The following is a 23,119-nucleotide window of genomic DNA, read 5'->3' on the forward strand; positions in this document are numbered from 1 at the left end:
ACGCGCCGAAGCATCGATCGTTCGCCATCCTTACCGCGCATCGCATGTGGCTCGGCAGCATCTCCCAGGGAGTGGTCACTCGATGCTGCCGAGTGCGGTTCGCAACAGAGCCTCGTCAACGAGACGATCGGGCACCGCGTCAGGGTCGAAGAGTCGGTTGATGGTGAAGCCCAACATGATCGCGTCAACGGCGACGGCTAGTTCGGCGACTGGGGCGGGCAGTGCAGTGTCGAGTTCGCCGGCGAACTGTTGGAGCGTGTCGGTGACCTGACGACGCGAGTCGCGAACGAAGCGGCGGGCGTAGTCCTCCGCGACCCGGGGGGTCCGAGACGCGTAGGCGAGGAACTCCAGATAAAGCGGCAGCCATCCAGGAATACCCTCGATGGTAGTGATGAACAGGTGTGCCGCGGACTGGGCGCCCTCAGAGTTCGCCCGCACGTTGTCGAGGATGCGCTCGAATTGGTCCTCCAGCAGGGTGAGGAACAGGTCTTCTTTCGAGGTGAAGTTGTAGTACACCGCGCCTTTGGACACCCCGGCGCTGGCCGCGATCTCATCTAGCGAAGCGGCGTGAAAACCATTACGCGAGAACACATCCAGGGCAGCATCGATCAATCGACGTCGAGTCGCCGCGCGGCGACGGGCGTGGGGCGGCTGGTCGACATCGCTTGCGGGCGTACTCATCTCTCGGTCCTCTCGCATCGCCAACTGCGCCCTCGCCAGCGCATTGACTACATACTGACACGTCAGTATGTTACTTGACAGCGAATCACCCGAGTACGCCGTTTGAACCAATGCACTGCGGAGGCATATATGACCGAGGTGACTGCCCGACGAGCCCGGGTGCCCGTGCGGACCCAGCAGATAGCGAGAACCTCGCCGGTCGACACCACCTGCGCGTTCGACATCACGCGGCCGGCTGCAGACTTGCGCACCGCCGAACAGTGGGCGCGGTCGGTGTTCGAAGGTGCCCCCTCTCTGATGCGAGGTTTTCTACTGTTCGGGTGGCGTGTCGTTCTCGGGCTGCCGTCGCGGCCACGCACCGATGACAGCCATGTACTCGGTTGGCACGTTGACTCAGTTGAGAATGATCTTGTTGTCCTCGAACAACGTTCGCGACTCATCGCAGCGCTCAATATCGTGCAGGTCGATGATGCCCAGGTGTCGTGGACGACGACCGTGCACTACCGGACGCCGTGCGCGCGATTGGTGTGGGCAATGGTCTTGCCTTTTCATACCGCGACGATTCCCCGACTACTGATCCGGGCAGCTCGCGGCGGTGTCCTCCGGTGACCGGCACACCGACCCCGCCAGCGCAGACCGCCACCGACGCCTTCCGTGATTACGGTTACCCGACGCTGCCGCAGCACCACCCTCGGGGATGGTTGCGCCACCTTGCCGGGGTCGCCACCGCCGAAACCGCTATCCCGGCCGCGCAGGTGGCGCTTGAGCGCTTGGCCGCGCAACGAGTCGAACGGCTAAAGACCACCGCCGCAGACGGCTGGCGGCAACACCGCCGGCCAGGCAGGCCGAAGATGCGGGCTCTGGTAGCCAGCCCCGGTGGACAGTTGCGGTGGCGCGACGTCCCAGCGCCCCCGCCACCGGCGCCCGACGCGGCGGTCGTGCACCCGATCGCGGTTGCGACCTGTGACCTGGATCGGGCGATGGCGCTGGGAAGAACACCATTTCCGTTGCCGTTCCATTTCGGACATGAATGCGTGGCCGAAGTCACCGCGGTCGGTGAACGCGTCACGACGGTGCGCCCCGGCGACCGTGTCGTGGTGCCTTTCCAGATCAGTTGCGGGACGTGCCGGCCGTGCCGGGCGGGCCTGACCTCCAATTGCGCTAGCGTGCCGCCTATTTCGATGTACGGGTTCGGTGTGGTCGGCGGACATTGGGGCGGAGCACTGTCTGATCTGTTGACCGTCCCGTACGCCGACGGCATGCTCGTAGCGCTGCCTGATGGTGTCGACCCGGCCGCGGCGGCATCGGTCGCCGACAACGTCGTCGATGGATACCGGGGTGTTGCACCGTATCTCCCGCACCTGCTCGAAAGAGATCCTGACACGGAAGTCCTCATCTTAAATGAGATCGGCCGCCGGCCGCCGATGAGTTCGAGCGTGGTGCTCTACGCCGGGCTGACTGCATTGGCGCTGGGAGCCCGCCGAGTCCATCTGGTTGACCGACGCGGCCACGTTCGCGCCCACGCCGCCGGTCTTGGGATGTTCGCTCACAGCCCCGATACGCTGCGCGGCGTTGGGCCAGCGGCATTGGTGGTAGACAGCACGGGCATCAAACCTGGTGTCGGCCTAGCGATCCGGCACACGGCACCTGACGGCATCTGTGTCTCGCTGGCAAGTCTGAGCCGACGTAGTTCTATTCCGACGGCACTTATGTACGGACGCAACATCAGTTACGAACTCGGGCGATCCAATGCGCGCGCCCACATACCTGCCGTACTCGACCTGATGTGCAACGGAACGCTGCGCCCCGAGACAGTGACTACGAACGTCGGTCGTCTGGACCAGGCCGACCGGGTCATCACCGAACACGTTCTTGGCGAAGCCACCAAAACCGTTGTCATCGAGTAGCGGCCGCAAAGAGGCCTGCCTGCATGTCCACTATCTGCGTCGACAAGATCAGCCAATAGGAGGGCCGGATTATGCGTGGATCGACTGCGGTTCCACTGCGTGCAGTGAACTTCTCGTCGATGCTGGCGCGCTGGCAATGACTGCCAGCACCCAACGGGCCATCTACCCGCATCCGACGAGGGCACAAATCGGTATGAGTGAACGCGGGGTCCCGGTTTCAGCGGGAGATCGGCGCTTTCAACGTTGGCCTCAGTTGCGGCCTACCCACCTATGCGAGGGGGCAGCCGAGGGAAGGGTTCGCCGGTTCGTGATCGATCGCCGCGCCGCTCCTGGCCCTCACACGGATATCGGCCAACGTGAGCGGCGACGGACGGGACGCGATCAATGTCGCGACCGTCACCGACGAAGCAACACTCGGGATGTGTGGCATGCGGCTGCTGCTTCGAGGCAGAGGGCGGCAAGTTGATCGGGAACCCGCTCGCGGTGTTGGCCCAACGGCGGTGGGCCTACGCGGTGATGCTCCGACTACACCGCGGTGTCGAGTGGTGTGAGAGATCGATCCGCAGTTTGACCCGTGATCGTGTCGGTGTGATGGATCTAGTGGGGTTGCCGGCAATCCGAGTCACTGTGGCGGGCAGGCGCACTGGAATGTCACGCACCAGCACGCTCTACTGCGTCGATGATGGCAATCGCGTTCTGGTGATTGGCTCCAATTGGGGGCACGAAGACCATCCGGCATGGTCGGCGAATCTGATCGCGGTCTCGGAGGTCGACGTGCGACGACGCCTATATCAGGGCAGGGCCACCGTCCGGCTTTTGACCGGCACCGAACGCGACCAGGCGTGGGCGACGATTCTGCGCCGGTGGCCGAGCTACCAGATCGCCCAAGATCGTGTGCCGCAGAGACCGTTCCGGATATTCGAACTGAAACCAATCAGCACCTAGGTTTGCCCCGCAGCCGTCAGTTCGTCGACCGTGCCGTGATATCCGGCAGGAGAGCGCGGATCCATTCGAAGGTCTCTTCGTGCGCCAAATGGATGGCTCCGCCGCGGCGCAGGAGGCCGCCGCCCTCGTCTTTGTCGAATCGGCTTGGGCGAGTTGACCGCACGGCAGTCAAGTCGCTGTGATGGCACTCGGCAACAGCGGGCCGAAGAGACTCTCTCTCTGTCGCCGACCAACGTCACTACGCCACCGGCTCGGTCCAGTCATGGTCGAACACGGCCGTATTTCGCAAGGTGTCCGCCAGACGCGACCCGCCAAATATCCACTGCCCGTTGATAACCAATCCAGGAGTGTTCGAGATCAACGTCCAGAACGCGCCGCACCAGGGAGCCACGCGACTTGGAAGGCAGTGGACAGTGGATGCGCGCGCCGCGCCATCTGGTGGCTCTACCTGCCGCATCAATGCTTGCGGCCCGCGCTGAGCTTGTACCCGGAATTTCTTGATGCGGCGCCGCGCCGGCAAACATCTTGTGCAGTTGCTTGTTGTTGATGTTCCCGGCGCGTCGCGGCACCAGAACGGTTCGTCGCTAGCTGCTTGAAGGCGGTAGCCGCAGTCCGTTGGCGATGATGTCGCTGGCAGTCGCCAGCAGGGACCGCAATTCGGACTCGTTGCAACGCAACGAGTCCTGACGCCACGCGAGGCTGATAATGCCATTCCACGCCGCCCACAGCACGGTGGCGACCGCCGCAGGATCGAGGGGGCGGACTAGTCCGAACTCGATTCCCGCCCCCACTGCATTGGCAAGGCGCACGTTCTGCTCGGCCACTGATTCCGCTAAGCGCTCGGCGACCTCGTGACCCGCCAGGTACTGACCCGGCTCAGCAGGGAACGCGAGCATCCGGAAGAAGTCAGGGTGATTGAGATAGAACTGCAAATACTGCTCGGCCGCCGCGGTCACCTGGTCTTCAGGTGTCCGATCCGGGGCATAGGCGAGATCCATGAAACCCCTATCGACGTCGAGCGCCCGCTGCGCGACTGCAGCATGCAAGCCTGCCTTTGACCCGAAGTGGTTATAGATCGACGCCACCGACACTCCGGCGGCCTCCGCGATCTGCTCGACAGTGACCTCATCGACTGCGTGCACGGCGAAAATCCGCTCGCCCGCCTCAACGAGTGCGTCGATCGTTCGCTGCTTGCGCGGATCCATCCACCGTCCCAGTTCTTATAACCATTGCAAGAAATTCTGCCTCGATGCTACGGTACCGCCAATGCAAGTTCGTGTAATGGCTATAAGAACGCACGTACCGGCAGGTCGGAGGCGAAGATGAACACTAAGGCCGATGCACGGCTGCTGTCTGATCGCCGCGGGCGCGTCCTGACGTTGCGTTTCAACAACCCCCCGCATCATCATTACGACGAACAGATGAGTGTCGAGCTCGATCAACTCACCCGGCAGCTGAAGCGCGACAGGTCGATCGGGGCGGTGATATTCACCGGTCAGGACGGCGCCTACACCCACCTGAATATTCCGGACCTTCTGCAGGGCGCTCGGCTTACTCCATTCGGTGTTCGCTACCTACCTGCCAAGATCCTCACCGGGGTGACCACGATGGCAGGCCGGTCGCAATGGCTGGACGGCAGGCTGCGTGATACCCGTATGCGGGGCGGCATGCTGCTACCCAGGACATATGCAGCCCTCGACCGGATGAACCGCATGGACAAGGTATTCATCGCGGCGATCAATGGAACAGCGTTGGCGTTTGGGTGTGTCTTTGCGCTCGCCTGTGACATCCGGCTTATGGCCGCGGGGGACCACGTGATTGGCCTGCCGGAAAGTGCCGTCGCGATGTTGGGCGCCGCCGGCGGAACGCAACGATTGGTGCGCGCTGTCGGTGCGTCACGCGCGGTCGAAATGCTGCTCGAAGGCCGCTACCTGACGCCCGACGAGTCGGCTCGGATCGGCCTCGTACACCGCGTCGTTGCGAAGGACCGCCTGGACGCGGAGGCGATGACAATCGCCGAGCGGCTGGCCCAGCGACCCCCGCTGATCAACCGGGAAATCAAGCGCTTGGTCTACGACGCCGGCAGCCGGTCGCTCTCGGCCGGCTTGCGGATGGAGGCGGCAAGCCTGGTGACCGCCGTGTCCGCGCCCCACGCCCCACGCCACGCGCCACGCGCCACTTCGAAGCGTTGCTCCGTGAACTCGATCCCGTGTTGCCCGCCGAGCAGGCGGTGCGCCATGCGTGGGACGTCTTCCTCGGTGCGGCGCCGTCCAAGCCTCGCATGTAGAGCGCAAGGAGAGAATCAATGTCTGACCCGGAGCTGTTCGTTGCGAAGTTCACCGATTTCTGGAAAGACCCATCACCAGAACGACTCACTGAAATCCTTCACGACGATGTGGTCTTGACCCAGCCGCTCGCGGCCCCGATGCGGGGGCTCGCGGCCGCGCAAGACGACCTGCGACGGCACCGTTCTGGCCGGACCCGAGCGCCCATCGACGGCCGAGAAGAAGAAAGCCGAGGGCAGGGCCACCGTCTATTCCGAGTTCGAAGTCGAGCGCGGGGAGGACTCCAAGGCATGGAGCTACGGCACGAAGTTCGCGATCATGATCACGCGCCCGGACACCACCCGCAATCTCCGAGTCATCCTGGACACCATGCCGGTCCCGCCGCGCAAGGGTTACAAAGGCGAAGCGGGCATTGCCCTGAAGATGCTCGACCGCCTTACCGCCCGGCCGGACCTACGCGTCGACGGCATTTGCTACGACGGCGCCTTCCGCGGCACCCACATCGACCACGTGATGAAACGCGGCATGATCGCCCTGGTCCCCACGCACGCCGGCACCGCCGTGCCCACTGCGTTCGCCACCATCAAATGCGGCTGCGGTGACGACCACGAACTCTGGACCGACAAGGGCAGACTGCACGAGCGCACCATCCTGGACACCGGCGAAACCCATCTCCATCCGTTGCCCGTGACCCGCGTCTACGACCGCCACACTCCCAGAGGCACCTACCGCTGGTACATCGAATTCGCGCCCCTCTGCGGCACCGTCACCAAAGTACGCATCGACAGCACCGAAGACGATGACAAAAAGGGCTACAAGCGCGCCGAGCACCTGCGCCAATTCACCAAAACCGAAGGCGGCACCAGCCTCTACGACCGCTGCTACGGCTGGCGCGAAGACTCCGAATCCCTCAACAACACCCTCGACCGCACCCTCTACGGCGGCCGCATGACCGCACACTCCGCCACCCGACAACACGGCGTGATGATCGGATTTGCCTTGGGCCGCAACGCAATCGCCGCATACCTGCATCAAAAACAGCAGCAACGAAAAACCGCCTGAACACCCCACAGGGGATAGATCTACCCACAGGCCAGTCACATACAACTCACCCCTCACACCGACCACGCCAGCATCACAATCACCGCGTCGACGCGAGCCCAAATACCGCCATCAGCAGTTCGCCGTCTAGCATGAGTCGTCCCTTAGGGTTTTAGACACCTATTTCGATAGGTCCCGCGCCCCCGTAGCTCAGGGGATAGAGCACGGCTCTCCTAAAGCCGGTGTCGCAGGTTCGAATCCTGCCGGGGGCACTTTTTGCGCGTCGAGCGTGCGACCTTTCGAGGTCCGCCGCGGCGTGTCGCCTCGTCAACCCCCACGCTCAGCGTAGGGCGCTAGCCCGGTAGGTAGATCAGCCTGGCCATGACGACCGTGATCACCATGGTCAGCGCCAGCAGGGGCACGCCGACCTTCGCGTAGTCGGAGAACCGGTAGCCGCCGGGCTCCATGACCAGCATGTTGGTCGGCGACGACACGGGCGTGACGAATGCTGCGGAGCACGCGATGGCGACGGTCATCGCGAAGCCTTGCGGCGACACATGCAATGCCTGGGCCGCCTCGATGGCGACCGGCGCGATGAGCACGGCGGTCGCCGAATTCGAGATGAACAGCGCCACCACCGCCGTCACCAGGAACACCACCGCGAGCATGCCGGTCGGCCCCAGGTCGCCGAGGGTGGAGACCAGGTGGTGCGCGATGAGCGTCGTCGTACCCGTTTTGGCCAACGCCGTGGCCAACGGCAACATCCCGGCGATCAGGACCAGGGTGTTCCAGCTGATCAGCCGGTAGATGCTGTCGACGCGAACGCAGCCCGCACCGACCATGGCCAGCGCGCCGAGCAGTGCCGCATCGGCCCCCGGAAGCCAACCGAAGGCCATGCACGCCACCATCGCGATGAGGATGGCCACCGCGGCGCGCGCCCGGCCCGGCGCCACCAACCGCTGTTGGTACTCGGCGGGCAGGTTCAACAGGATGAAGTTGCGCCGAGCATCGCTGAGCCGCTCGATGTCGTCCCAGTTGCCGCCGACCAACATCGCGTCACCGAAGTCGAGGGTGCGGCTGGGCAGGTCCTCGGTGATGCACTGCCCTCGGTGCCGGACCGCCAGGACGGTCACGTTGTGTGCGGCAGCGAGGTCCAGATCGCCGAGTGTGGTGCCGATGGATTTCGACTCGGGCGCGAGCATCACCTCGGCCACACCGACGTCCTGCAACACCTCGCGGCGCTCATCTTCGGCGCGGGGACCGGTCACCAGGCAACGAAGGTCGGCGGATAGCGCGGCGGTCTGCTGTTCGTCGACCAGAGTGAAGACGAGATCACCTGCCTCGAACACGGTTTCAGGCCGCGCCGACAGGTACCGCGCAGCGCCACGGCCGTGTTTCTCGAAGCCGAGAAGTTCCAGGCCGTAGCGGTCGCGCAGCGGTTGTCGTTGCGCCGCAACCGATTGTCCGACCAAGGACGAGTCAGCCGAAAGATGCAGCAGGTGCCAGCGGGGTTTCAAACCATAGGACTCGATGACGTCGAAGGTGGAAAGCTCCTGGGCATCAGCATCACCGGTCCTTTTGCGGCTCAACAGATTACGGCCGACCACGAGCATGAACACGACGCTCACCGCGAGCGTGACGACACCGAACGGCGTGAAGCCGAAGAAGCCGAGCGTCGGCGTGATGCCGCGCTGGCTGAGGATGCCCTCGATGATGATGTTCGGCGATGACGCGATCGACGTCATCATGCCGCTGATCATGACGGCCACGCACAACGGCATCAGCATGCGTTTGCGGTTCAAACCCGTTGCCGCGGTGACCGTGAGGACCACGGGAATGAGCATCGAGACGATCGCCGATGAATTCATGACCGAGCCGATGCCGGCAGAGAGCACCATGACCAACGCGACAAGCCGCGTTTCACTGCGGCCACCGACCTTGACGACGAATTCGCCCAGCCGCTGCGTGATTCCCGTGTTGACCAGGCCCGCACTCACGATGAATATCCCGGCCAACAGAATCACCACCGGAGAGCCGAAGCCCGCCAGCGCCTCGGTCGGGGTGAGCACTCCACTGCTCATCAATGCGACGACCACGAGCACGCCGACGATGTCGGCGCGCGGACGGCCCCACACGAACAGGCCGACCGCCCCGGCCAGGATGCCGACGACCATCCACATTTGGTGAGTCACCCCTGATCAATAACATTCGATGCCGCGGAGCGGTCGGAGATGCCCCGAATCTGACACGGATGCCGCCGGCGCACCGATTGCGGCAGCACCTATCCAACCGTCGGAAATCTACGCATTGTTCAGGAATTTCCGCGGTCGTACAGTCAAACTGACAACCAAATATCGGAGGGTCAGACATGACCGTGGACGAAGCCAAACTCAACGAATTTCTCGGCATGGCGATCGGCGACATGGGCGCCGCGATGAGCGCCAGCCTGGTCCTCATCGGCGACCGCCTCGGGCTGTACAAAGCCCTGGCGGCCGGGCCGCTCACCTCCACCCAGCTGGCCGAGAAAACCGGCACGGTGGAGCGCTACGTCCGCGAGTGGCTGTCCAACCAGGCAGCCGGCGGCTACGTCCAATTCGATGCGGACAGCGCCACGTGGTCGATGAGCCCGGAACAAGCCTCCTGCCTGGCCGACCCGAACGGACCGGTCGACATCCCCGGCGCCTACAACATCATCGAGGCGGTGTTCCACGTCCTCGACCGCACCACCGAGAACTTCAAGTCGGGCGGCGGCCTCGAGTGGGGTGAGCACCATCCGTGCCTGTTCGCCGGTACCGAGCGGTTCTTCCGCGCCGGCTACAACGCCGAACTCGTCAGCTCCTGGCTGCCGGCCCTCGACGGCGCGGTCGAGCGCCTCAGGTCCGGGGGCAAGGTGGCCGACGTCGGCTGCGGCCACGGGGTCAGCACGATCCTGATGGCGCAGACCTACCCGAACTCCACGTTCATCGGCTACGACTACCACCCCGAGTCGATACACGTCGCCGCCGAACACGCCGAGGAAGCCGGCGTGACGAACGCACTGTTCGAGGTCGCCGACGCGACGGGATATGCGGACATGGATTTCGACCTGATCGCATTCTTCGATTGCCTGCACGACATGGGCGATCCGGTCGGCGCGATGCAGCACACCCGGGCCGCCCTCAAGAGCGACGGCATTGCGATGATCGTCGAGCCATTCGCCAATGATCACGTGCAGGACAACATGAATCCCGTGGGCCGCATGATGTACGGCGCGTCATCGCAGATCTGTGTGCCGGTCTCGCTGGCCCGCAACGGTCCCGCACTCGGCGCGCAGGCCGGCGAGGCCAGATTGCGGGACGTCATCGTCGACCAGAGCGGATTCACCCAATTCCGGCGTGCCACCGAGACACCGTTCAACCTCGTCTTCGAGGCACGCCCCTGAGCGATCAGGGAATCAGGATGTAGCTCATCCCCGGGACGTGCTGGGTGTCGCGGGTCCACCAGGCGAACGGCCCGCCGTGCGACTCGTTGTTCATCTCGGTGATGTTGATCCACCGGCCGGATACCGAATTCACCCACGCCACATGGCCGTACTCGCTGACGCCCGGCAGTTCGGCGGGATACACCGCGATGGAGCGGGCTTGTGGTTCGTCGACGACCGTCCAGCCACGCGAGCGCGCGGAGTCCGCCCAGACCCTGGCGTTGCCGTGGATGTCCGGGTAGTAGCCGACGTTCTCGAAGGCCTTCTGCAGCGCCCCCCAGGTGCACTGACCCGGCCAACCGGAGTTCGAGGCCTGGACCGCACCCATGGTCCGGCCGGGGCTGGAGACGGGTTGGCCGTAGCCCGTGGGACCGACGTACACCGCCGAGTCAGCGTTGCTCAGCGGCGCCGACACCACCCCCACGCCGGCGATCAAAGCGGCCACGAGCATGCCACCCGCATACGACTTGAAGCTCATTGCGTACATCCGTCCCCCCGATCAAGCGAACGAACCGATGCTTGGATCAAATCACAATTCGGTCACGATTAGACACGAATTCAAAAACATAGCTTGGCAAACTGTCAAGTTTTGCTCAAGAGATGCTGATCACCGGCGTGGGCCGTGTTACCTGTTCAGGCGGAATTGCAGGTTATTGCGCACTGCGGGCCATTCGATGTCGAGGATCGAGTACACCACCGTGTCACGTCGCGAGCCGTCACTGAGCAACTGATGCGACCGCAGCACCCCGTCGAGCTTGGCTCCGAGCCGCTCAATTGCCGCGCGACTCGCCGAGTTGAAGAAGTGAGTTCTGAACTCCACTGCTATACAGTCGAGCGCTTCAAAAGCGTGCCCGAGCAGCAGCAGCTTGGCTTCGGTGTTCACCCCGGTCCGGCGAACCGACTCCACATACCAGGTCGCGCCGATCTCCAGACGCCGGTTGGGACCGTCCACATTCAGGTAGCTGGACGACCCGATGAGCCGGCCGTCGAGCGAACGCACGACGAACGTCAGCCCGGTATCGGGGCGCTGTGCCGCCAACCGGGCCTGTACCCACTGCCCCGCCGTCGCCGGGGACGGCGCGGACGTGAACCACAGGCGGCCCGGGTCCCCATCGGCGGCGGCTTCGGCGATCTCCGGCACGTGATCCTCGGTCAGTGGCTCCAGCGAGACCCACTGCTGTCCCGTCAGCACGACCGGCTCGACGAATCCCATCAGGCACGCCAGGCGACGACGGAAGCCAGCACCGAAAGCACGATGGCCAGCGCGGCCGCCGTCAAACCCACATAGAGCCCGTACGACGCAACCACCGGGCTGTGCACGTACAGCACGTGGTACCAGACGCCGAGCGCCGTCAGCCCGGCCGAAAGCACCAGGGCCACAATGGAAGCGGCACGCGGGGACAGCTTGCGCGCGGCCATCGCGGCCGCCACCAGCAGGCATGACGACAGCAGCACCATCAGCTGCCCGACGCCGAAACCCGGTGGCGGAACGGTGATGTGCCCGACCTTGCCGCCGATGGCATTCGCGTGGCCGGCCGGGCTCGACAGCCACGGCAACCAGGCACTGACCATGAGCACCGCCGCGCACAGCGCAACGATCCAGGCGGGCCGCAACCGTTCCATGGCATGAGCGTATCGACCTGCCGACACAGCTGATCAGCCGTAGCCTCAACTGCCATGACCGATCTCCCCGACTGGGCGCGGCAGCTCGACCTGTCGCCGCATCCGGAAGGCGGCTGGTACCGCGAGACCTGGCGCAGCGACCTGACCGTCCCGCAGTCCGCGCTGCCCGTGGAGTACTCGGGTCCGCGCAGCGCCGGGACCGCGATCCTGTTCCTGCTGATGCCGGGCCAGCAGTCGGCCTGGCACACCGTGCACAGCGCCGAACTGTGGCTGTTCCACCGTGGCAGCCCACTGCTGCTGGAGGTCGGGCCCGACCGGGGCACCGCGGACACCGTGCTGCTCGGCGCCGACGTGGCGGCGGGTGAACAGCCGCAGGCTCTGGTCCCGCCGGGACACTGGCAGCGGGCGATGCCCCGTGACGATGAACCCACTCTGGTGAGCTGTGTCGTGGTGCCCGGCTTCGACTTCGCCGACTTCGCGCTGGCACCGACAGGCCACTGAGCACATGCAGGGACACGTCATCGTCTGCGGCACCGACGCGCTGGCCAACCGCATCACCGAGGGGCTGCAAGCAGCAGGCGCCACCGTCGTGACGATCCACGAGCCCGCCGGCCTGAAGGCCGCCATCGTCACCAGCGCCGCCGCCATCGTCTGCGTCGGTGACGACGACGCCGTCAACCTCGAAATCGCCCTGCTGGCACGCCAACTCAATCCCACTGTCCGGGTGGTGACGCGACTGGCCAACAGCGTCCTGCGCGCCGCAGTCGCGCAGGACAACGGCCCCGGCGCAGTGCTCGACGTCGCCGACCTCGCCGCGCCGTCGGTCGTCGAGGCCTGCCTGGCCCGCACCACCCACACCATCTCGGTGGCCGGCGTGGACTACGTCATCTCCGGCACCGACGCCCCGCGCGACGCCACGTTGCGGGAGATGTTCGGCGACCTGGCGCCCGTCGCCGTCGTCCGCGGCGAGAACTCGGCGTCACCCGGCGAAGTGACACCTTGTCCCGGTAGAGATTTCGAGGTGCACGCCGGCGACTGGACCGCCATGATCGGCACCGCCGACGAACTCGCCGATGCCGGCATCACCGTGCCGCGCCCGTTGACCAGCCGAACCCACCGCCCATGGCCGCGCCGCCTGATCGACGCGCTGCGCGTCATGCGCGACGACATCAACCCCATCTTCTGGTGGGCCCTCGGCACGTCGGCGTCCCTACTGCTCGGCTCGACGGTGCTGCTGCGCTTCGCGTATCACAACCCGGCCGGCATGAGCTGGATCGATGCGCTGTACTTCTCCACCGAGACCATCGCGACCGTCGGCTACGGCGACTTCAGCTTCATCCACCAGCCAACCTGGTTGCGGCTGTGGGGCATTGGGCTCATGTTCGCCGGCGTCACCACCACCGCGATCCTGGTCGCGTTCGTCGCCGACGCGCTGCTGTCCCGTCGTCTCGGCAATTCATCCGGGCGCCGGCGGGTGCAGCATCTGCGCAACCACATCGTCGTAGTGGGCCTCGGATCGTTCGGCATCCGAGTGGTCAGCGATCTGACCGCAGCCGGCTACGACGTCGCCGTCATCGAACGCGACGAGTCCAACCGGTTCCTCACACAGGCCGCGCAATTGGACGTCCCGGTGATCTTCGGTGACGCCACCCTGCGGCAGACGCTGGAGCTGGCCCGGCTCGACCGGGCCCGCGCCGTCGCGGTGCTGACCCAGGATGACATGGTCAACATCGAGACCGGCATCGTGCTGCGCGAGATGCTCAGTCCCCGGGTGCTGCCGGAAATCGACCGGCCCGACGTCCCACTGGTGCTGCGGATCTACGACCGCACGCTCGGGGCTGCGGTGGCCCAGCGGTTCGGCTTCGCCAACGTCCGGTCGACGGTCGAGCTGGCGGCGCCGTGGTTCGTCGGCGCGGCGATGGGATTACAGGTGCTCGGCACATTCACGGTGGGACAGCAGTCGTTCACCGTGGGCGGCGTCCACGTCGACGCGGGCAGCGCACTCGACGGCATGCGGATGGCGGAGGTACCCACGCAAATCCGGGTCATCGCCATCACCCGGGCGGGGACCACGCATCGGAGGCCGCGGCGCGACACCCAGCTCCGCGCGGGAGATACCGCGTACCTGGTCGGCCCGTACCGCGAACTCATCGACACGCTGCTGACCGGTCAGGCCGCGACCATCAAGTCGATGGACAGCTGATCGCAGATGGTGTGCGTGGCGGGCCAGTCGCCGCGCAGCGTCGCGTGGGCGAGTTCCTCGGTCAACGGGCTCTGCACATCCAGTTCGGCGAGCCAGCCCGCCACCGTCGCCGCGACGCGGTCTGCGGTGACGCCGACGGCGTGACGGTCGTGGAGCTGGTCGACGATCTCGTACGTCGTCGCTGCGGGGCGCTGGTGCCGCCAATGGATGTTCATATCGGTAGGAGCACCGAACTCCGGGAATCGGGACACTTTTCTTCGGTCACTCTCTTAGTTGTAGTAACGTCGCCGGAATGGACGTGTGGATCCTCGGCGGCTACCAGAGTGATTTCGCCCGCAACCTGCACCGGGAGGGCCTGGACTTCGCCGACCTGACCGCTGAGGTGGTCCGCGAAACCCTGACCGCGGCCAAGGTGCGGGCCGCGGATATCGGCGTTGTGCACGTCGCGAACGCCTTCGGCGAGATGTTCGCCGCACAAGGTCACCTGGGCGCGATGCCGGCCACCGTCGACGAGGGGTTCTGGGAAACCCCGGCCACTCGGCATGAGGCGGCGTGCGCATCCGGCGGCGTGGCGACCCTCGCGGCGATCGCCGATCTGCGTTCCGGCGCCTATGACAGCGCGCTCGTCCTCGGCGTCGAACTGGAGAAAACGGTGCCCGGAGACACCGCCGCGCAGCATCTCGGCGCCGCGGCATGGGCCGGCCACGAGGGTGCCGGCGCACAGTTCATGTGGCCGCACATGTTCAGCCTCGTGGCCGACGAGTACGACCGGCGCTACGGCCTCGATGACATCCATCTCGACGCCATCTCCGCCCTGAACTACGCCAACGCCAAGGCCAACCCGAACGCCCAAACCCGGTCCTGGTCCGTCGATCCGCGGTCCAATCCCCCTGTCGAGGGCCGCATCCGGCGGTTGGACTGCAGCCAGATGACCGACGGCGGTGCCGCGGTCGTCCTGGTGAACGACGTCTACCGGCGCAACCACCCCACGGCCCGGCCCATCGCCCGTATCGAAGGCTGGGGGCATCGCACCGTCGGCCTGGGGTTGCAGCAGAAGCTCACCCGCTCCGCCGATGACCCGTACGTCCTGCCCCACGTGCGCCGGGCCGCGCTCGACGCATTCGAACGGGCGCGGGTCAGCATCGACGATCTCGACGGTGTCGAGGTGCACGACTGCTTCACGCCCAGTGAGTATCTGGCGATCGACCACCTGGGACTGACCGGCCCCGGCGAATCGTGGAAAGCCATCGAGAACGGCGAGATCGAGATCGGCGGACGCCTGCCGGTCAATCCCAGCGGCGGCCTGATCGGCGGAGGACATCCGGTCGGCGTCTCCGGAGTCCGGATGCTGCTCGACGGCGCCAAACAAGTCAGCGGCACTGCCGGCGCCTACCAGGTCGAAGGTGCAAAAACCTTCGGCACCTTGAACTTCGGCGGCAGCACCGCCACCACGGTCAGCTTTGTCATCGGGTCCGCCCAGGAGGTCTCATGAACACCGACGTCGTCGCCAAGTACCTGTCCACGCTGCCCGAGGATGACGACCACCCGTACCGGACCGGCGCGTGGCGCCCGCAGACCACGGAGTGGGACGCCGACGATCTGCCCGCCGTCGACGGCGAGATTCCCGCCGACCTGGACGGGGTGTACCTGCGCAACACCGAGAACCCGCTGCACCCCGCGTTCAAGTTCTACCATCCGTTCGACGGCGACGGCATGCTGCACATCGTCGGCTTCCGGGATGGAAAAGCCTTCTACCGCAACCGGTTCGTCCGGACCGACGGTTTGCTCGCCGAGATCGATGCAGGTGGCCCGCTGTGGCCGGGAATCGCCGAACCGGTCGAACTGGCCCAACGTGAACATGGTTGGGGCGCCCGAACTTTCATGAAGGATGCCTCGAGCACCGACGTGACGGTGCACCGCGGCGTGGCGCTGACCAGTTTCTATCAGTGTGGCGACCTGTACCGCATCGACCCCTACACGGGCGACACCCTGGGCAAGGAGGACTGGCGCGGGGGCTTCCCCACCGACCTCGGGGTGTCCGCGCACCCGAAGTCCGATGACCGCACCGGCGAATTGCTGTTCTTCAACTACGGCAAGCAGGCGCCGTACCTGCACTACGGGGTTGTCGACGAGAACAACGCGCTGGTGCACTACGTCGACGTCGAACTGCCCGGGCCGCGGCTGCCCCACGACATGGCATTCACCGAAAACTATGTGATCCTCAACGACTTTCCGTTGTTCTGGGATGCCGAACTGCTCAAGCACAACGCGCACATTCCACGCCTGCACCGCGATCTCCCGTCGCGGTTCGCGGTCCTGCCCCGCCGCGGCACCGCAGACGACGTGCGCTGGTTCGAAGCGGACAGCACCTACGTCCTGCACTTCACCAATGCCTACGAGGACGGTGACGAGATTGTGCTCGACGGGTTCTTCCAAGGTGAGCCCGCACCGAGTGACGGGGTCGAGAACGGCATGGACCCCAAGTGGCAGCGCATCTTTCGTGGTCTGTCCCTGGACGGAATGCAGACCCGACTGCACCGCTGGCGATTCAACCTCGTCACCGGGCAAACTCGTGAAGAGCAGTTGTCCGACAGCATCACCGAATTCGGGATGATCAACTCCGCCAACGCCGGCCGCGATTACCGCTACGCCTACGCCGCGACCGGGAGACCCGGCTGGTTCCTGTTCGACGGCCTGGTCCGACACGACCTGCACACCGGATCGGAACAGCGATACGCCTTCGACGACGGGGTGTTCGGCAGCGAGACGGCAATGGCACCCCGCGTCGGCAGTACCGGCGAGGACGACGGCTATCTGATCACCATCACCGCCGACATGAATGCCGATGAATCCTATTGCCTGGTCTTCGACGCGGCCCGGGTGGCCGACGGGCCGGTGTGCAAACTCCAACTGCCGGAACGAGTATCGAGCGGCACCCATTCGACCTGGGCTGCCGGCTCGGAACTGCGGCGCTGGCGCGACTGATGGGGCCCGGCCCGGATGTCAATGCCGTGGGGCGGATGCTCGGCCTGCTCGGCGACGAATGGACCCTGTTGATCGCACAGCAGGCCTTGCTCGGCGCCACCCGCTATGCGGAGTTCGCTGACCGGCTGCCGATCTCCCATGCGGTGCTCACCCGGCGACTCAGCATGATGACCGACGCCGAACTGCTGAATCGTGTTGAATATCAGTCGAACCCGCCCCGATACGAGTATCGGCTCACGGGACGTGGCCGGTCCTTGTGGCCCGTGCTGGTCTCGATCTGGGATTGGGAGCGACGGTGGGTGCCCGAGCACGATCTTCCCGCCCTGCGGCACGGACTGTGCGGGCGGACCTTCTCCCCCGCGCTGACCTGCCGCGCCTGCGGAAGCCTCACCGATGAGAAAAGCCTTGTTGCGCAATGGGGTCCGAGTGGGTCGTGGCCCCGGTCCATGCCGGTGTCGGCGACCCGGCGGCGCTCCCACGGCGACCGGGGCGGACAGGCCGAGCTGTTCCCGCAGACCATGAGCATCCTCGGCAACCGGTGGTCGTTCGCGGTGATGGTCGCCGCGTTCGTGGGGACCATCCGGTTCACCGATTTCGCCGACCAGCTCGGTGCCCCACCAGGATCGCTGGCCGACCGGCTCCAAATCCTGGTTGGCAACGACGTATTGACGGTCAGCGACGGCCGGTACCGGCTGACCGAGAAGGGCCGGGCGGTGCTCCCCATCATCGTCACCGCGCTCGACTGGGCGCAGCGCTGGTTCGCCACGCCGGAAGGCCCGGCGGTGATCGTCACCCACACGCGATGCGCGAACGAGTTCCACGCCCAACTGGAATGTGACCAATGCCAGGAGTCGGTACGCGGGTCCGAGATCGGGCAGCAGCCGACGTAGGGATGTTCGGCGCCGAAGCTGAGCTTGTGGTCGAAAATCCGCGGAATGATCGACCACAAGCTCAGGTTGGGCGGTCAGACCTGGATCGACGCCAGGTTGAATGCGGCGCCCGTCGGGTCGGTGACCGCGGCCAGTCGCCCGTACGGGGTGTCCTCGGCGGCGCGCACCACGGAGCCGCCGTTCGCAGTGATGATTTCGATGGTCTTGTCGACGTCGTCGCTGCCGAGGAAACAGTTCCACGTGGAACGGTCAAAGCCCGGAATCACCGTGCCGTCCATCACTCCGATCAGTGGCACGCCGTCGAAGACGGCGTTGCTGTACCGGAATTCCGGGCTGTCGGCCTCGACCTGCAGCTGCCAACCGAACACGGTGGTGTAGAACTCGGTGGCCTTGGCGAAATCGGTCGTGGTCAGCTGGAACCACACCGGGGCGCCGGCTTCCTCGTACGCCTCGAAACCCTGGTGCCCCGTCGGCTGCCACAGGCCGAAGAAGGCGCCCGTCGGATCGGTGAGCATGGCCATCCAGCCCTTCTCGGGCACCTCCATGGCCGGGATGCAGTTGGTGGCGCCGGCCGCGACCGCGGCGTCGATGGTGGCGTGGATGTCCGCGGTGTGCAGGTACACGGTCCAGGCGTCGGGGGCGTTCCACGCCGGATCGCTGGCCATCATGCCGCCGACGTAGCGGCCGTCGCGCCGGGCATTGATGTAGCCGCCGTAATCGGGTCCCGGGCTTTCGTAGTCCCACCCCAACACAGTGCGGTAAAACGCCTGGGCGCCAGCCACATCCGAGGTGGCCAGGTCGATCCAGACCGGAGCGCCCAGCGGGGTTGCCGTACGAGTAGCCATGATTGTTCTCCTAGACGAGTAACGGGGTGGTCATCAGTACAGACCACCACCCCGCCGAAAACTCATCGCGACATCACCAGGGCGCGTACGCCCACCCCAGATAGGTGGCTCCGGGGGACGGATTCCAGTTCGGCAGCACCTGCACGGTGTGGTAACCCCCAGCGATGAACTTGTATCGCGGATCCACACCGCCCGAAATGAACGTCCCGTCTCCGCGTGCCAGGTCGACATGGCCACGGTTCCCGTCCATGGAGCTTCGGGAGAAGACCAGCGCACCGGCCGGAGGTGCACCGTCCATGTGGATCTTCGACTGGCCGGCTAACCGGTCGTGGAAGGCCAGAGCGGTCGGGGCACCCAGAGCGGATTGGCCATAGGCGTTGGCGACGAATTGGCCGCACAACTGGTCGTACTCGTCCGACCCGATTTTGCTGTTGGCCCAGGCGAGGGCAGCGTCGGCGTTCGACGACGCTGCGGGCGGGGGCGGATTCGCCGGACCGCCACCGTTGCCGCAATCCCCGGTCACATCGTTGAGAGTGCCGGTTTCGATATCGACGTCAGCGACGAAGTGGCCGTCAGAAGTCTTGTACCACAAGTTATCCCACCCGCCGGGAATGTTGAAGCTGAAGAAACCCTTCACCTGCTGTCCGCGCTGGGAGCACATCAGAGTCACCCGGTCACCCGCGTTGTACCAACCGTCCTGGTGTGAGCCCAGATTCGGCTCGCTCATCCGCTGAGTTCTCGCCTTGACCGTCGCCACCGGGTCGGCATGCGCCGGCGCAGCGACCATCGGACTTGCCAGCAGTGCGATCACGACGACCGGCAACGTCCTCGCAAAACGGTTACCACGTACCCCTGAGGCAAACTTACGAACCATGATGCGCTTGGCAGGTGGATAGGTCACAGGTTCCTCATTTTCGGGTCAGGGCATGCATATTTTACCGCCGAAGCAGTGGTATATCACAGCTTCGAACCCACCGAATAGCCTTCATGGAACAATGGCCAGCTAACTTGGGGAAATTCGCCCGTTTGGATGACAATGCCCGCTCGACAGCAAAAAGATGGCGAGCATTCCGAGAACGCTCGCCATCTTCTCCAGGTTGTGTCGTGGTTTGGTCAGGCCGACGCGAACAGCTCCTTGAACTTGTCCAGCGACCGGTGGACATCGGATCGCAGCGCGGCCGCCACCACCATGCCGATAGGACCGAACAAAGCCGGGCCACCGAGGTGGATGTCGAACGCCACGTTCGAACCGTCGCCGGACGGCGTGATCTTGGCCATCAATTTGACCCGGACACCACCCTTGCCGACACCGTTGAGGGTCAGTGACCCTGGCGGGTTGTAATGCACGATGGTCCAGTCGACCCGGTTGAGCATGCCCTTGACCTCGACGACTGACGAGATCTCGGTGCCCTTCCCCAACGTCTCGGGCAACGCGCTGCGCCACATCCGGTGAATGGAAAGCCAGTCGTCGTACCGGGACAGGTCTGACGCTGCCTCCCAGGCCTTGTCGGGAGACAGCGGTACTTCGATAGAACTTGCGAGCTTTGCCATGACTACTGCTGTTGGGTCCCCTCGGCAGGCGGCTCGGCAGCGGCCTCAGCCGGCTGCTCGCCCGCAACGGCCTTCTTCGCGGCCTCCTGGGCGCCGTCGACGACGCCCTTGAACTTGCCCTCGGTCTTCTCGTCGACGATGTCGCCGACCTTCTCGATGGCCGCCTCGACCTTGTCGGCGTTCTGTGCCGCCAGGTCCTTCACCTTGTCCAGAAATCCCATGGTTTCACCCTATCTATTGCCGGATTGTCCAGTGAACGTGCTCATTGTTCATTGCTCTTCGGTTCGCCACAACCGACGCGGCTCGCCCAGCCAGCGGCCCTGCAGCCACCACAGCACCTCGATCGCGCCCGCGCCCACCAGGCCAATTCCGACCGCGGCCGAGGTCAGCGCCAGGTTCGACGGATCGAGCATGAACTGTTGCTGCGCCCAGGGAATCGAAAAAATCACCACGTACGCCAACGCCGACGCGGCGACCAGCGCCACGCGCCACCACTGATACGGCCGGGCCACCACCGCCAGCACCCAGACCGCGGACACCAGCAGCGTGATCAGCGCGGCGGTGGACGCCTGGTTCTGCTCGACCGCATCGGCGTACTTCCCGTGATAGGCCATCAGGTACGAGGCGAATGTCGCGGCACCGACCACCAGGCCCGATGGCAACGCGGCCGTCATCACCCGGCGCACGAAGCCGTGGTGTGCCCGTTCATTGTTCGGCGCCAGCGACAGCACGAAAGCCGGAATGCCGATGGTGAACCAGGCCGCGATGGTGACGTGGATGGGCTGGAACGGATACAGCACCGGCTCGGTGCCGAAGAACCTGGCGGACAGGCCGGCCAGACCCACGAGGACCGCCAGCAGCACCGAGTAGACCGTCTTGGTCAGGAACAGGTTCGAGACCCGCTCGATGTTGCCGATCACCCGGCGGCCCTCCCCCACCACATACGGCAGGGTGGCGAACTTGTTGTCCAGCAAGACGATCTGCGCGACGGCGCGGGTCGCCGAGCTGCCCGACCCCATCGCGACGCCGATGTCGGCGTCCTTGAGGGCCAGCACGTCGTTGACGCCGTCACCCGTCATCGCGACGGTGTGACCGCGGGACTGTAGAGCATGCACCATGGCGCGTTTCTGGTCGGGCCGGACGCGGCCGAAAGTGGTGTATTCGCTGACGGTTTCGGCCAGCTGCTCGGGTTCGTCCGGGAGGTGACGGGCATCGAGCGTCTCACCGTGCAACCCGAGCGAACCGGCCACCGCGCCCACCGACACCGCGTTGTCGCCGGAGATCACCTTGACCGAGACATGTTGCTGCGCAAAGTACTCCAACGTCGCACCCGCATCGGGGCGGACGCGCTGCTCCAGGGTCACCAGCGCCGCAGGGGTCACTTCGCCAGGTGCGTCAGGTGCGTCGACGGGGCGGTCCGAGGCACCGAGCAGCAGCACCCGCAGGCCTTGTGCGCCAATCTGTTCGGCCTGTTCGGCTTCCGGTGAACCGGCAGCAAGCAGGACGTCGGGCGCACCGAGCACCCAGTTGCCGTGCTCGCCGTAGGACACCCCGCTCCACTTGGTCGCCGATTTGAACGGCGCGTTCGCGGTCTGGGTCCAGCCCGGCGGCAGTTTGTACGCCTCGGCGATCGCGGCCATGCTGGCGTTGGGCCGGACGTCGTCGGCAGCCATCTGGGCCAGCACGGACGCGGCGTCATCCGTCGTGAACGTGCTGAGATCACTGACGCGCATACCGTTTTCGGTCAGCGTCCCGGTCTTGTCGGCGCACACCACGTCGACACGGGCCAGGCCCTCGATGGCCGGCAGTTCCTGCACCAGGCACTGGCGCCGGCCCAGCCGGACCACGCCAACAGCGAATGCCAGCGACGTCATCAGCACCAGACCTTCGGGCACCATCGGCACCAGGGCGCCGACGGTCCGCAGCACCGACTCCCGCCAGCCGACGCCGGTGACGGTGAACAGCTGGGTGTAGATGATCAGCGCGCCGGCGGGCCACAGCAGATAGGTGATGAACCGCAGGATGGTGTTGATACCACTGCGTAGCTCGGACTTGACCAGGGTGAATTTGCTTGCCTCGTCGGCCAATTGGGCCGCGTAAGCCGCACGACCGACTTTGGTGGCGCGGTAGGAACCGCTACCGGCGACAACGAAGCTGCCCGACATGACGGAGTCACCCGGGTTCTTGTCGATGGCGTCGGCCTCACCGGTGAGCAGCGACTCGTCGACCTCGAGGCTGGCGGCTTCCAGTACGAGTCCGTCGACCACGATCTGATCGCCGGGGCCGAGTTCGATGATGTCGTCGAGCACCACCTCGCCCGCCGGCCGTTCCTGCGTGCCGGACTGCCTGCGCACCAACGGTTTTGCCTGACCGACGATGGCCAGCCGGTCCAGGGTCTGCTTGGCCCGCAACTCCTGAATGATGCCGATGGCGCTGTTGGCGACGATCAGCAGCCCGAACAACCCGTTGATCACCGAGCCCGTTGCCAGCACGATCACCAGCAGCGTGCCGAGGATCGCGTTGATCCGGGTGAAGACGTTGGCGCGGATGATCTCCGAGACACTGCGGGCCGCCCGCGTCGGGACGTCGTTGGTGTGGCCGGCGGCGACTCGTTGTGCGACGTCAGCGTCCGACAGGCCGGTGAGATCCGTCGTGACGCTGCGTTCCGGATCGTCGACAGTCACGCTTCATTCCCCCACGAAG

General features: G+C 65.3%; 23 protein-coding genes and 1 tRNA gene. 12 read left to right on the forward strand and 12 right to left on the reverse strand.

Annotation, left to right across the window (positions count from 1 at the left end; all coding sequences use genetic code 11):
- Positions 1 to 75: 75 nt before the first annotated feature.
- Entirely contained in the window at positions 76 to 681 is a 606-nt protein-coding gene (locus ACNO8X_RS27230) for a TetR/AcrR family transcriptional regulator (RefSeq protein WP_418003527.1), read from the reverse strand.
- A gap of 165 nt (positions 682 to 846) precedes the next feature.
- On the opposite strand from ACNO8X_RS27230, the gene ACNO8X_RS27235 reads away from it, so the two are divergent.
- The 3 genes from ACNO8X_RS27235 (at position 847) to ACNO8X_RS27245 (ending at position 3,533) form a co-directional block, all read left to right on the forward strand.
- Complete coding sequence (locus tag ACNO8X_RS27235) at positions 847 to 1,290, forward strand: DUF2867 domain-containing protein (RefSeq protein ID WP_418003528.1); 444 nt, start codon at positions 847 to 849, stop codon at positions 1,288 to 1,290.
- A gap of 242 nt (positions 1,291 to 1,532) precedes the next feature.
- Complete coding sequence (locus tag ACNO8X_RS27240) at positions 1,533 to 2,588, forward strand: alcohol dehydrogenase catalytic domain-containing protein (RefSeq protein WP_418006054.1); 1,056 nt, start codon at positions 1,533 to 1,535, stop codon at positions 2,586 to 2,588.
- 591 nt (positions 2,589 to 3,179) lie between these two features.
- On the forward strand, positions 3,180 to 3,533 hold the full coding sequence (locus tag ACNO8X_RS27245) for a nitroreductase family deazaflavin-dependent oxidoreductase (RefSeq protein WP_418006055.1): 354 nt from the start codon (positions 3,180 to 3,182) through the stop codon (positions 3,531 to 3,533).
- Positions 3,534 to 4,117: 584 nt separating this feature from the next.
- Here the strand turns inward: ACNO8X_RS27245 and ACNO8X_RS27250 are convergent.
- Positions 4,118 to 4,738, reverse strand: coding sequence for a TetR/AcrR family transcriptional regulator (locus ACNO8X_RS27250; protein ID WP_418003529.1), 621 nt, complete (start codon positions 4,736 to 4,738; stop codon positions 4,118 to 4,120).
- A 117-nt stretch (positions 4,739 to 4,855) separates the two neighbouring features.
- On the opposite strand from ACNO8X_RS27250, the gene ACNO8X_RS27255 reads away from it, so the two are divergent.
- The 3 genes from ACNO8X_RS27255 (at position 4,856) to ACNO8X_RS27265 (ending at position 7,131) form a co-directional block, all read left to right on the forward strand.
- Positions 4,856 to 5,938, forward strand: coding sequence for an enoyl-CoA hydratase/isomerase family protein (locus ACNO8X_RS27255; RefSeq protein WP_418003530.1), 1,083 nt, complete (start codon positions 4,856 to 4,858; stop codon positions 5,936 to 5,938).
- 249 nt (positions 5,939 to 6,187) lie between these two features.
- Entirely contained in the window at positions 6,188 to 6,880 is a 693-nt protein-coding gene (locus ACNO8X_RS27260) for a hypothetical protein (RefSeq protein ID WP_418003531.1), read from the forward strand.
- A gap of 178 nt (positions 6,881 to 7,058) precedes the next feature.
- Positions 7,059 to 7,131 (forward strand) — tRNA-Arg (locus ACNO8X_RS27265).
- 81 nt (positions 7,132 to 7,212) lie between these two features.
- On the opposite strand, the gene ACNO8X_RS27270 is transcribed toward ACNO8X_RS27265, so the two are convergent.
- Entirely contained in the window at positions 7,213 to 9,051 is a 1,839-nt protein-coding gene (locus ACNO8X_RS27270) for an SLC13 family permease (protein WP_418003532.1), read from the reverse strand.
- A 176-nt stretch (positions 9,052 to 9,227) separates the two neighbouring features.
- On the opposite strand from ACNO8X_RS27270, the gene ACNO8X_RS27275 reads away from it, so the two are divergent.
- The gene (locus tag ACNO8X_RS27275; RefSeq protein WP_418003533.1) at positions 9,228 to 10,280 is read left to right on the forward strand and encodes a class I SAM-dependent methyltransferase; all 1,053 of its coding nucleotides are present in this window, start codon (positions 9,228 to 9,230) and stop codon (positions 10,278 to 10,280) included.
- Between the two features lie 4 nt (positions 10,281 to 10,284).
- Here ACNO8X_RS27275 and ACNO8X_RS27280 read toward each other — a convergent pair whose 3' ends face one another.
- The 3 genes from ACNO8X_RS27280 to ACNO8X_RS27290 form a co-directional block, all read right to left on the reverse strand.
- Positions 10,285 to 10,797, reverse strand: a complete 513-nt coding sequence (locus ACNO8X_RS27280) for a CHAP domain-containing protein (protein ID WP_418003534.1) — start codon at positions 10,795 to 10,797, stop codon at positions 10,285 to 10,287.
- 147 nt (positions 10,798 to 10,944) lie between these two features.
- Positions 10,945 to 11,535, reverse strand: a complete 591-nt coding sequence (locus tag ACNO8X_RS27285) for a GNAT family N-acetyltransferase (protein ID WP_260933272.1) — start codon at positions 11,533 to 11,535, stop codon at positions 10,945 to 10,947.
- Complete coding sequence (locus ACNO8X_RS27290) at positions 11,532 to 11,942, reverse strand: hypothetical protein (RefSeq protein WP_418003535.1); 411 nt, start codon at positions 11,940 to 11,942, stop codon at positions 11,532 to 11,534. The genes ACNO8X_RS27285 and ACNO8X_RS27290 overlap by 4 nt, the downstream gene beginning before the upstream one ends.
- A 54-nt stretch (positions 11,943 to 11,996) precedes the next feature.
- Between ACNO8X_RS27290 and ACNO8X_RS27295 the strand changes: the two genes are divergently transcribed.
- The gene (locus ACNO8X_RS27295) at positions 11,997 to 12,443 is read left to right on the forward strand and encodes a cupin domain-containing protein (protein ID WP_418003536.1); all 447 of its coding nucleotides are present in this window, start codon (positions 11,997 to 11,999) and stop codon (positions 12,441 to 12,443) included.
- Between the two features lie 4 nt (positions 12,444 to 12,447).
- A complete protein-coding gene (locus tag ACNO8X_RS27300; RefSeq protein WP_418003537.1) occupies positions 12,448 to 14,145 on the forward strand; it encodes an NAD-binding protein in 1,698 nt (565 codons plus the stop codon).
- Here the strand turns inward: ACNO8X_RS27300 and ACNO8X_RS27305 are convergent.
- Positions 14,112 to 14,396, reverse strand: coding sequence for a hypothetical protein (locus ACNO8X_RS27305; RefSeq protein ID WP_418003538.1), 285 nt, complete (start codon positions 14,394 to 14,396; stop codon positions 14,112 to 14,114). The genes ACNO8X_RS27300 and ACNO8X_RS27305 overlap by 34 nt on opposite strands.
- 41 nt (positions 14,397 to 14,437) lie before the next feature.
- Here ACNO8X_RS27305 and ACNO8X_RS27310 point away from each other — a divergent pair, with 41 nt between their 5' ends.
- Genes ACNO8X_RS27310 through ACNO8X_RS27320 form a run of 3 tightly spaced genes read left to right on the forward strand, consistent with a single transcriptional unit; the run spans position 14,438 to position 18,020 of the window.
- Entirely contained in the window at positions 14,438 to 15,637 is a 1,200-nt protein-coding gene (locus tag ACNO8X_RS27310) for an acetyl-CoA acetyltransferase (protein WP_418003539.1), read from the forward strand.
- On the forward strand, positions 15,634 to 17,130 hold the full coding sequence (locus ACNO8X_RS27315) for a carotenoid oxygenase family protein (protein WP_418003540.1): 1,497 nt from the start codon (positions 15,634 to 15,636) through the stop codon (positions 17,128 to 17,130). Before ACNO8X_RS27310 ends, ACNO8X_RS27315 begins: the two co-directional genes overlap by 4 nt.
- The gene (locus tag ACNO8X_RS27320) at positions 17,130 to 18,020 is read left to right on the forward strand and encodes a winged helix-turn-helix transcriptional regulator (RefSeq protein WP_418003541.1); all 891 of its coding nucleotides are present in this window, start codon (positions 17,130 to 17,132) and stop codon (positions 18,018 to 18,020) included. The genes ACNO8X_RS27315 and ACNO8X_RS27320 overlap by 1 nt, the downstream gene beginning before the upstream one ends.
- Positions 18,021 to 18,094: 74 nt before the next feature.
- On the opposite strand, the gene ACNO8X_RS27325 is transcribed toward ACNO8X_RS27320, so the two are convergent.
- The 5 genes from ACNO8X_RS27325 to ACNO8X_RS27345 all read right to left on the reverse strand — a co-directional run bounded on the left by ACNO8X_RS27325 (position 18,095) and on the right by ACNO8X_RS27345 (position 23,100).
- Positions 18,095 to 18,865, reverse strand: coding sequence for a VOC family protein (locus tag ACNO8X_RS27325; RefSeq protein ID WP_418003542.1), 771 nt, complete (start codon positions 18,863 to 18,865; stop codon positions 18,095 to 18,097).
- Between the two features lie 73 nt (positions 18,866 to 18,938).
- Positions 18,939 to 19,766 carry a hypothetical protein gene (locus ACNO8X_RS27330; RefSeq protein ID WP_418003543.1) on the reverse strand — a complete coding sequence of 276 codons (828 nt, stop codon included), beginning with the start codon at positions 19,764 to 19,766 and terminating at the stop codon, positions 18,939 to 18,941.
- Between the two features lie 212 nt (positions 19,767 to 19,978).
- Positions 19,979 to 20,416, reverse strand: coding sequence for an SRPBCC family protein (locus ACNO8X_RS27335; protein ID WP_418003544.1), 438 nt, complete (start codon positions 20,414 to 20,416; stop codon positions 19,979 to 19,981).
- 2 nt (positions 20,417 to 20,418) lie between these two features.
- Positions 20,419 to 20,637, reverse strand: a complete 219-nt coding sequence (locus ACNO8X_RS27340) for an antitoxin (protein WP_418003545.1) — start codon at positions 20,635 to 20,637, stop codon at positions 20,419 to 20,421.
- A gap of 48 nt (positions 20,638 to 20,685) precedes the next feature.
- Positions 20,686 to 23,100 (reverse strand): HAD-IC family P-type ATPase, encoded by a 2,415-nt coding sequence (locus ACNO8X_RS27345; RefSeq protein ID WP_418003546.1) that lies wholly within the window; start codon positions 23,098 to 23,100, stop codon positions 20,686 to 20,688.
- Positions 23,101 to 23,119 lie beyond the last annotated feature (19 nt).

The organism is Mycobacterium sp. PDNC021 (assembly GCF_048282635.1).
Taxonomy (GTDB): domain Bacteria; phylum Actinomycetota; class Actinomycetes; order Mycobacteriales; family Mycobacteriaceae; genus Mycobacterium; species Mycobacterium llatzerense.

Bases quoted from the DNA above. Each gene is read 5' to 3' on its own strand.
- ACNO8X_RS27255 (WP_418003530.1), top strand. From the start codon at position 4,856: ATGAACACTAAGGCCGATGCACGGCTGCTGTCTGATCGCCGCGGGCGC.
- ACNO8X_RS27325 (WP_418003542.1), bottom strand. From the start codon at position 18,865: ATGGCTACTCGTACGGCAACCCCGCTGGGCGCTCCGGTCTGGATCGAC.
- ACNO8X_RS27315 (WP_418003540.1), top strand. From the start codon at position 15,634: ATGAACACCGACGTCGTCGCCAAGTACCTGTCCACGCTGCCCGAGGAT.
- ACNO8X_RS27335 (WP_418003544.1), bottom strand. From the start codon at position 20,416: ATGGCAAAGCTCGCAAGTTCTATCGAAGTACCGCTGTCTCCCGACAAG.
- ACNO8X_RS27240 (WP_418006054.1), top strand. From the start codon at position 1,533: ATGCGGGCTCTGGTAGCCAGCCCCGGTGGACAGTTGCGGTGGCGCGAC.
- ACNO8X_RS27340 (WP_418003545.1), bottom strand. From the start codon at position 20,637: ATGGGATTTCTGGACAAGGTGAAGGACCTGGCGGCACAGAACGCCGAC.
- ACNO8X_RS27230 (WP_418003527.1), bottom strand. From the start codon at position 681: ATGAGTACGCCCGCAAGCGATGTCGACCAGCCGCCCCACGCCCGTCGC.
- ACNO8X_RS27300 (WP_418003537.1), top strand. From the start codon at position 12,448: ATGCAGGGACACGTCATCGTCTGCGGCACCGACGCGCTGGCCAACCGC.
- ACNO8X_RS27280 (WP_418003534.1), bottom strand. From the start codon at position 10,797: ATGAGCTTCAAGTCGTATGCGGGTGGCATGCTCGTGGCCGCTTTGATC.
- ACNO8X_RS27310 (WP_418003539.1), top strand. From the start codon at position 14,438: ATGGACGTGTGGATCCTCGGCGGCTACCAGAGTGATTTCGCCCGCAAC.
- ACNO8X_RS27245 (WP_418006055.1), top strand. From the start codon at position 3,180: ATGGATCTAGTGGGGTTGCCGGCAATCCGAGTCACTGTGGCGGGCAGG.
- ACNO8X_RS27250 (WP_418003529.1), bottom strand. From the start codon at position 4,738: ATGGATCCGCGCAAGCAGCGAACGATCGACGCACTCGTTGAGGCGGGC.
- ACNO8X_RS27295 (WP_418003536.1), top strand. From the start codon at position 11,997: ATGACCGATCTCCCCGACTGGGCGCGGCAGCTCGACCTGTCGCCGCAT.
- ACNO8X_RS27275 (WP_418003533.1), top strand. From the start codon at position 9,228: ATGACCGTGGACGAAGCCAAACTCAACGAATTTCTCGGCATGGCGATC.
- ACNO8X_RS27290 (WP_418003535.1), bottom strand. From the start codon at position 11,942: ATGGAACGGTTGCGGCCCGCCTGGATCGTTGCGCTGTGCGCGGCGGTG.
- ACNO8X_RS27320 (WP_418003541.1), top strand. From the start codon at position 17,130: ATGGGGCCCGGCCCGGATGTCAATGCCGTGGGGCGGATGCTCGGCCTG.
- ACNO8X_RS27260 (WP_418003531.1), top strand. From the start codon at position 6,188: ATGCCGGTCCCGCCGCGCAAGGGTTACAAAGGCGAAGCGGGCATTGCC.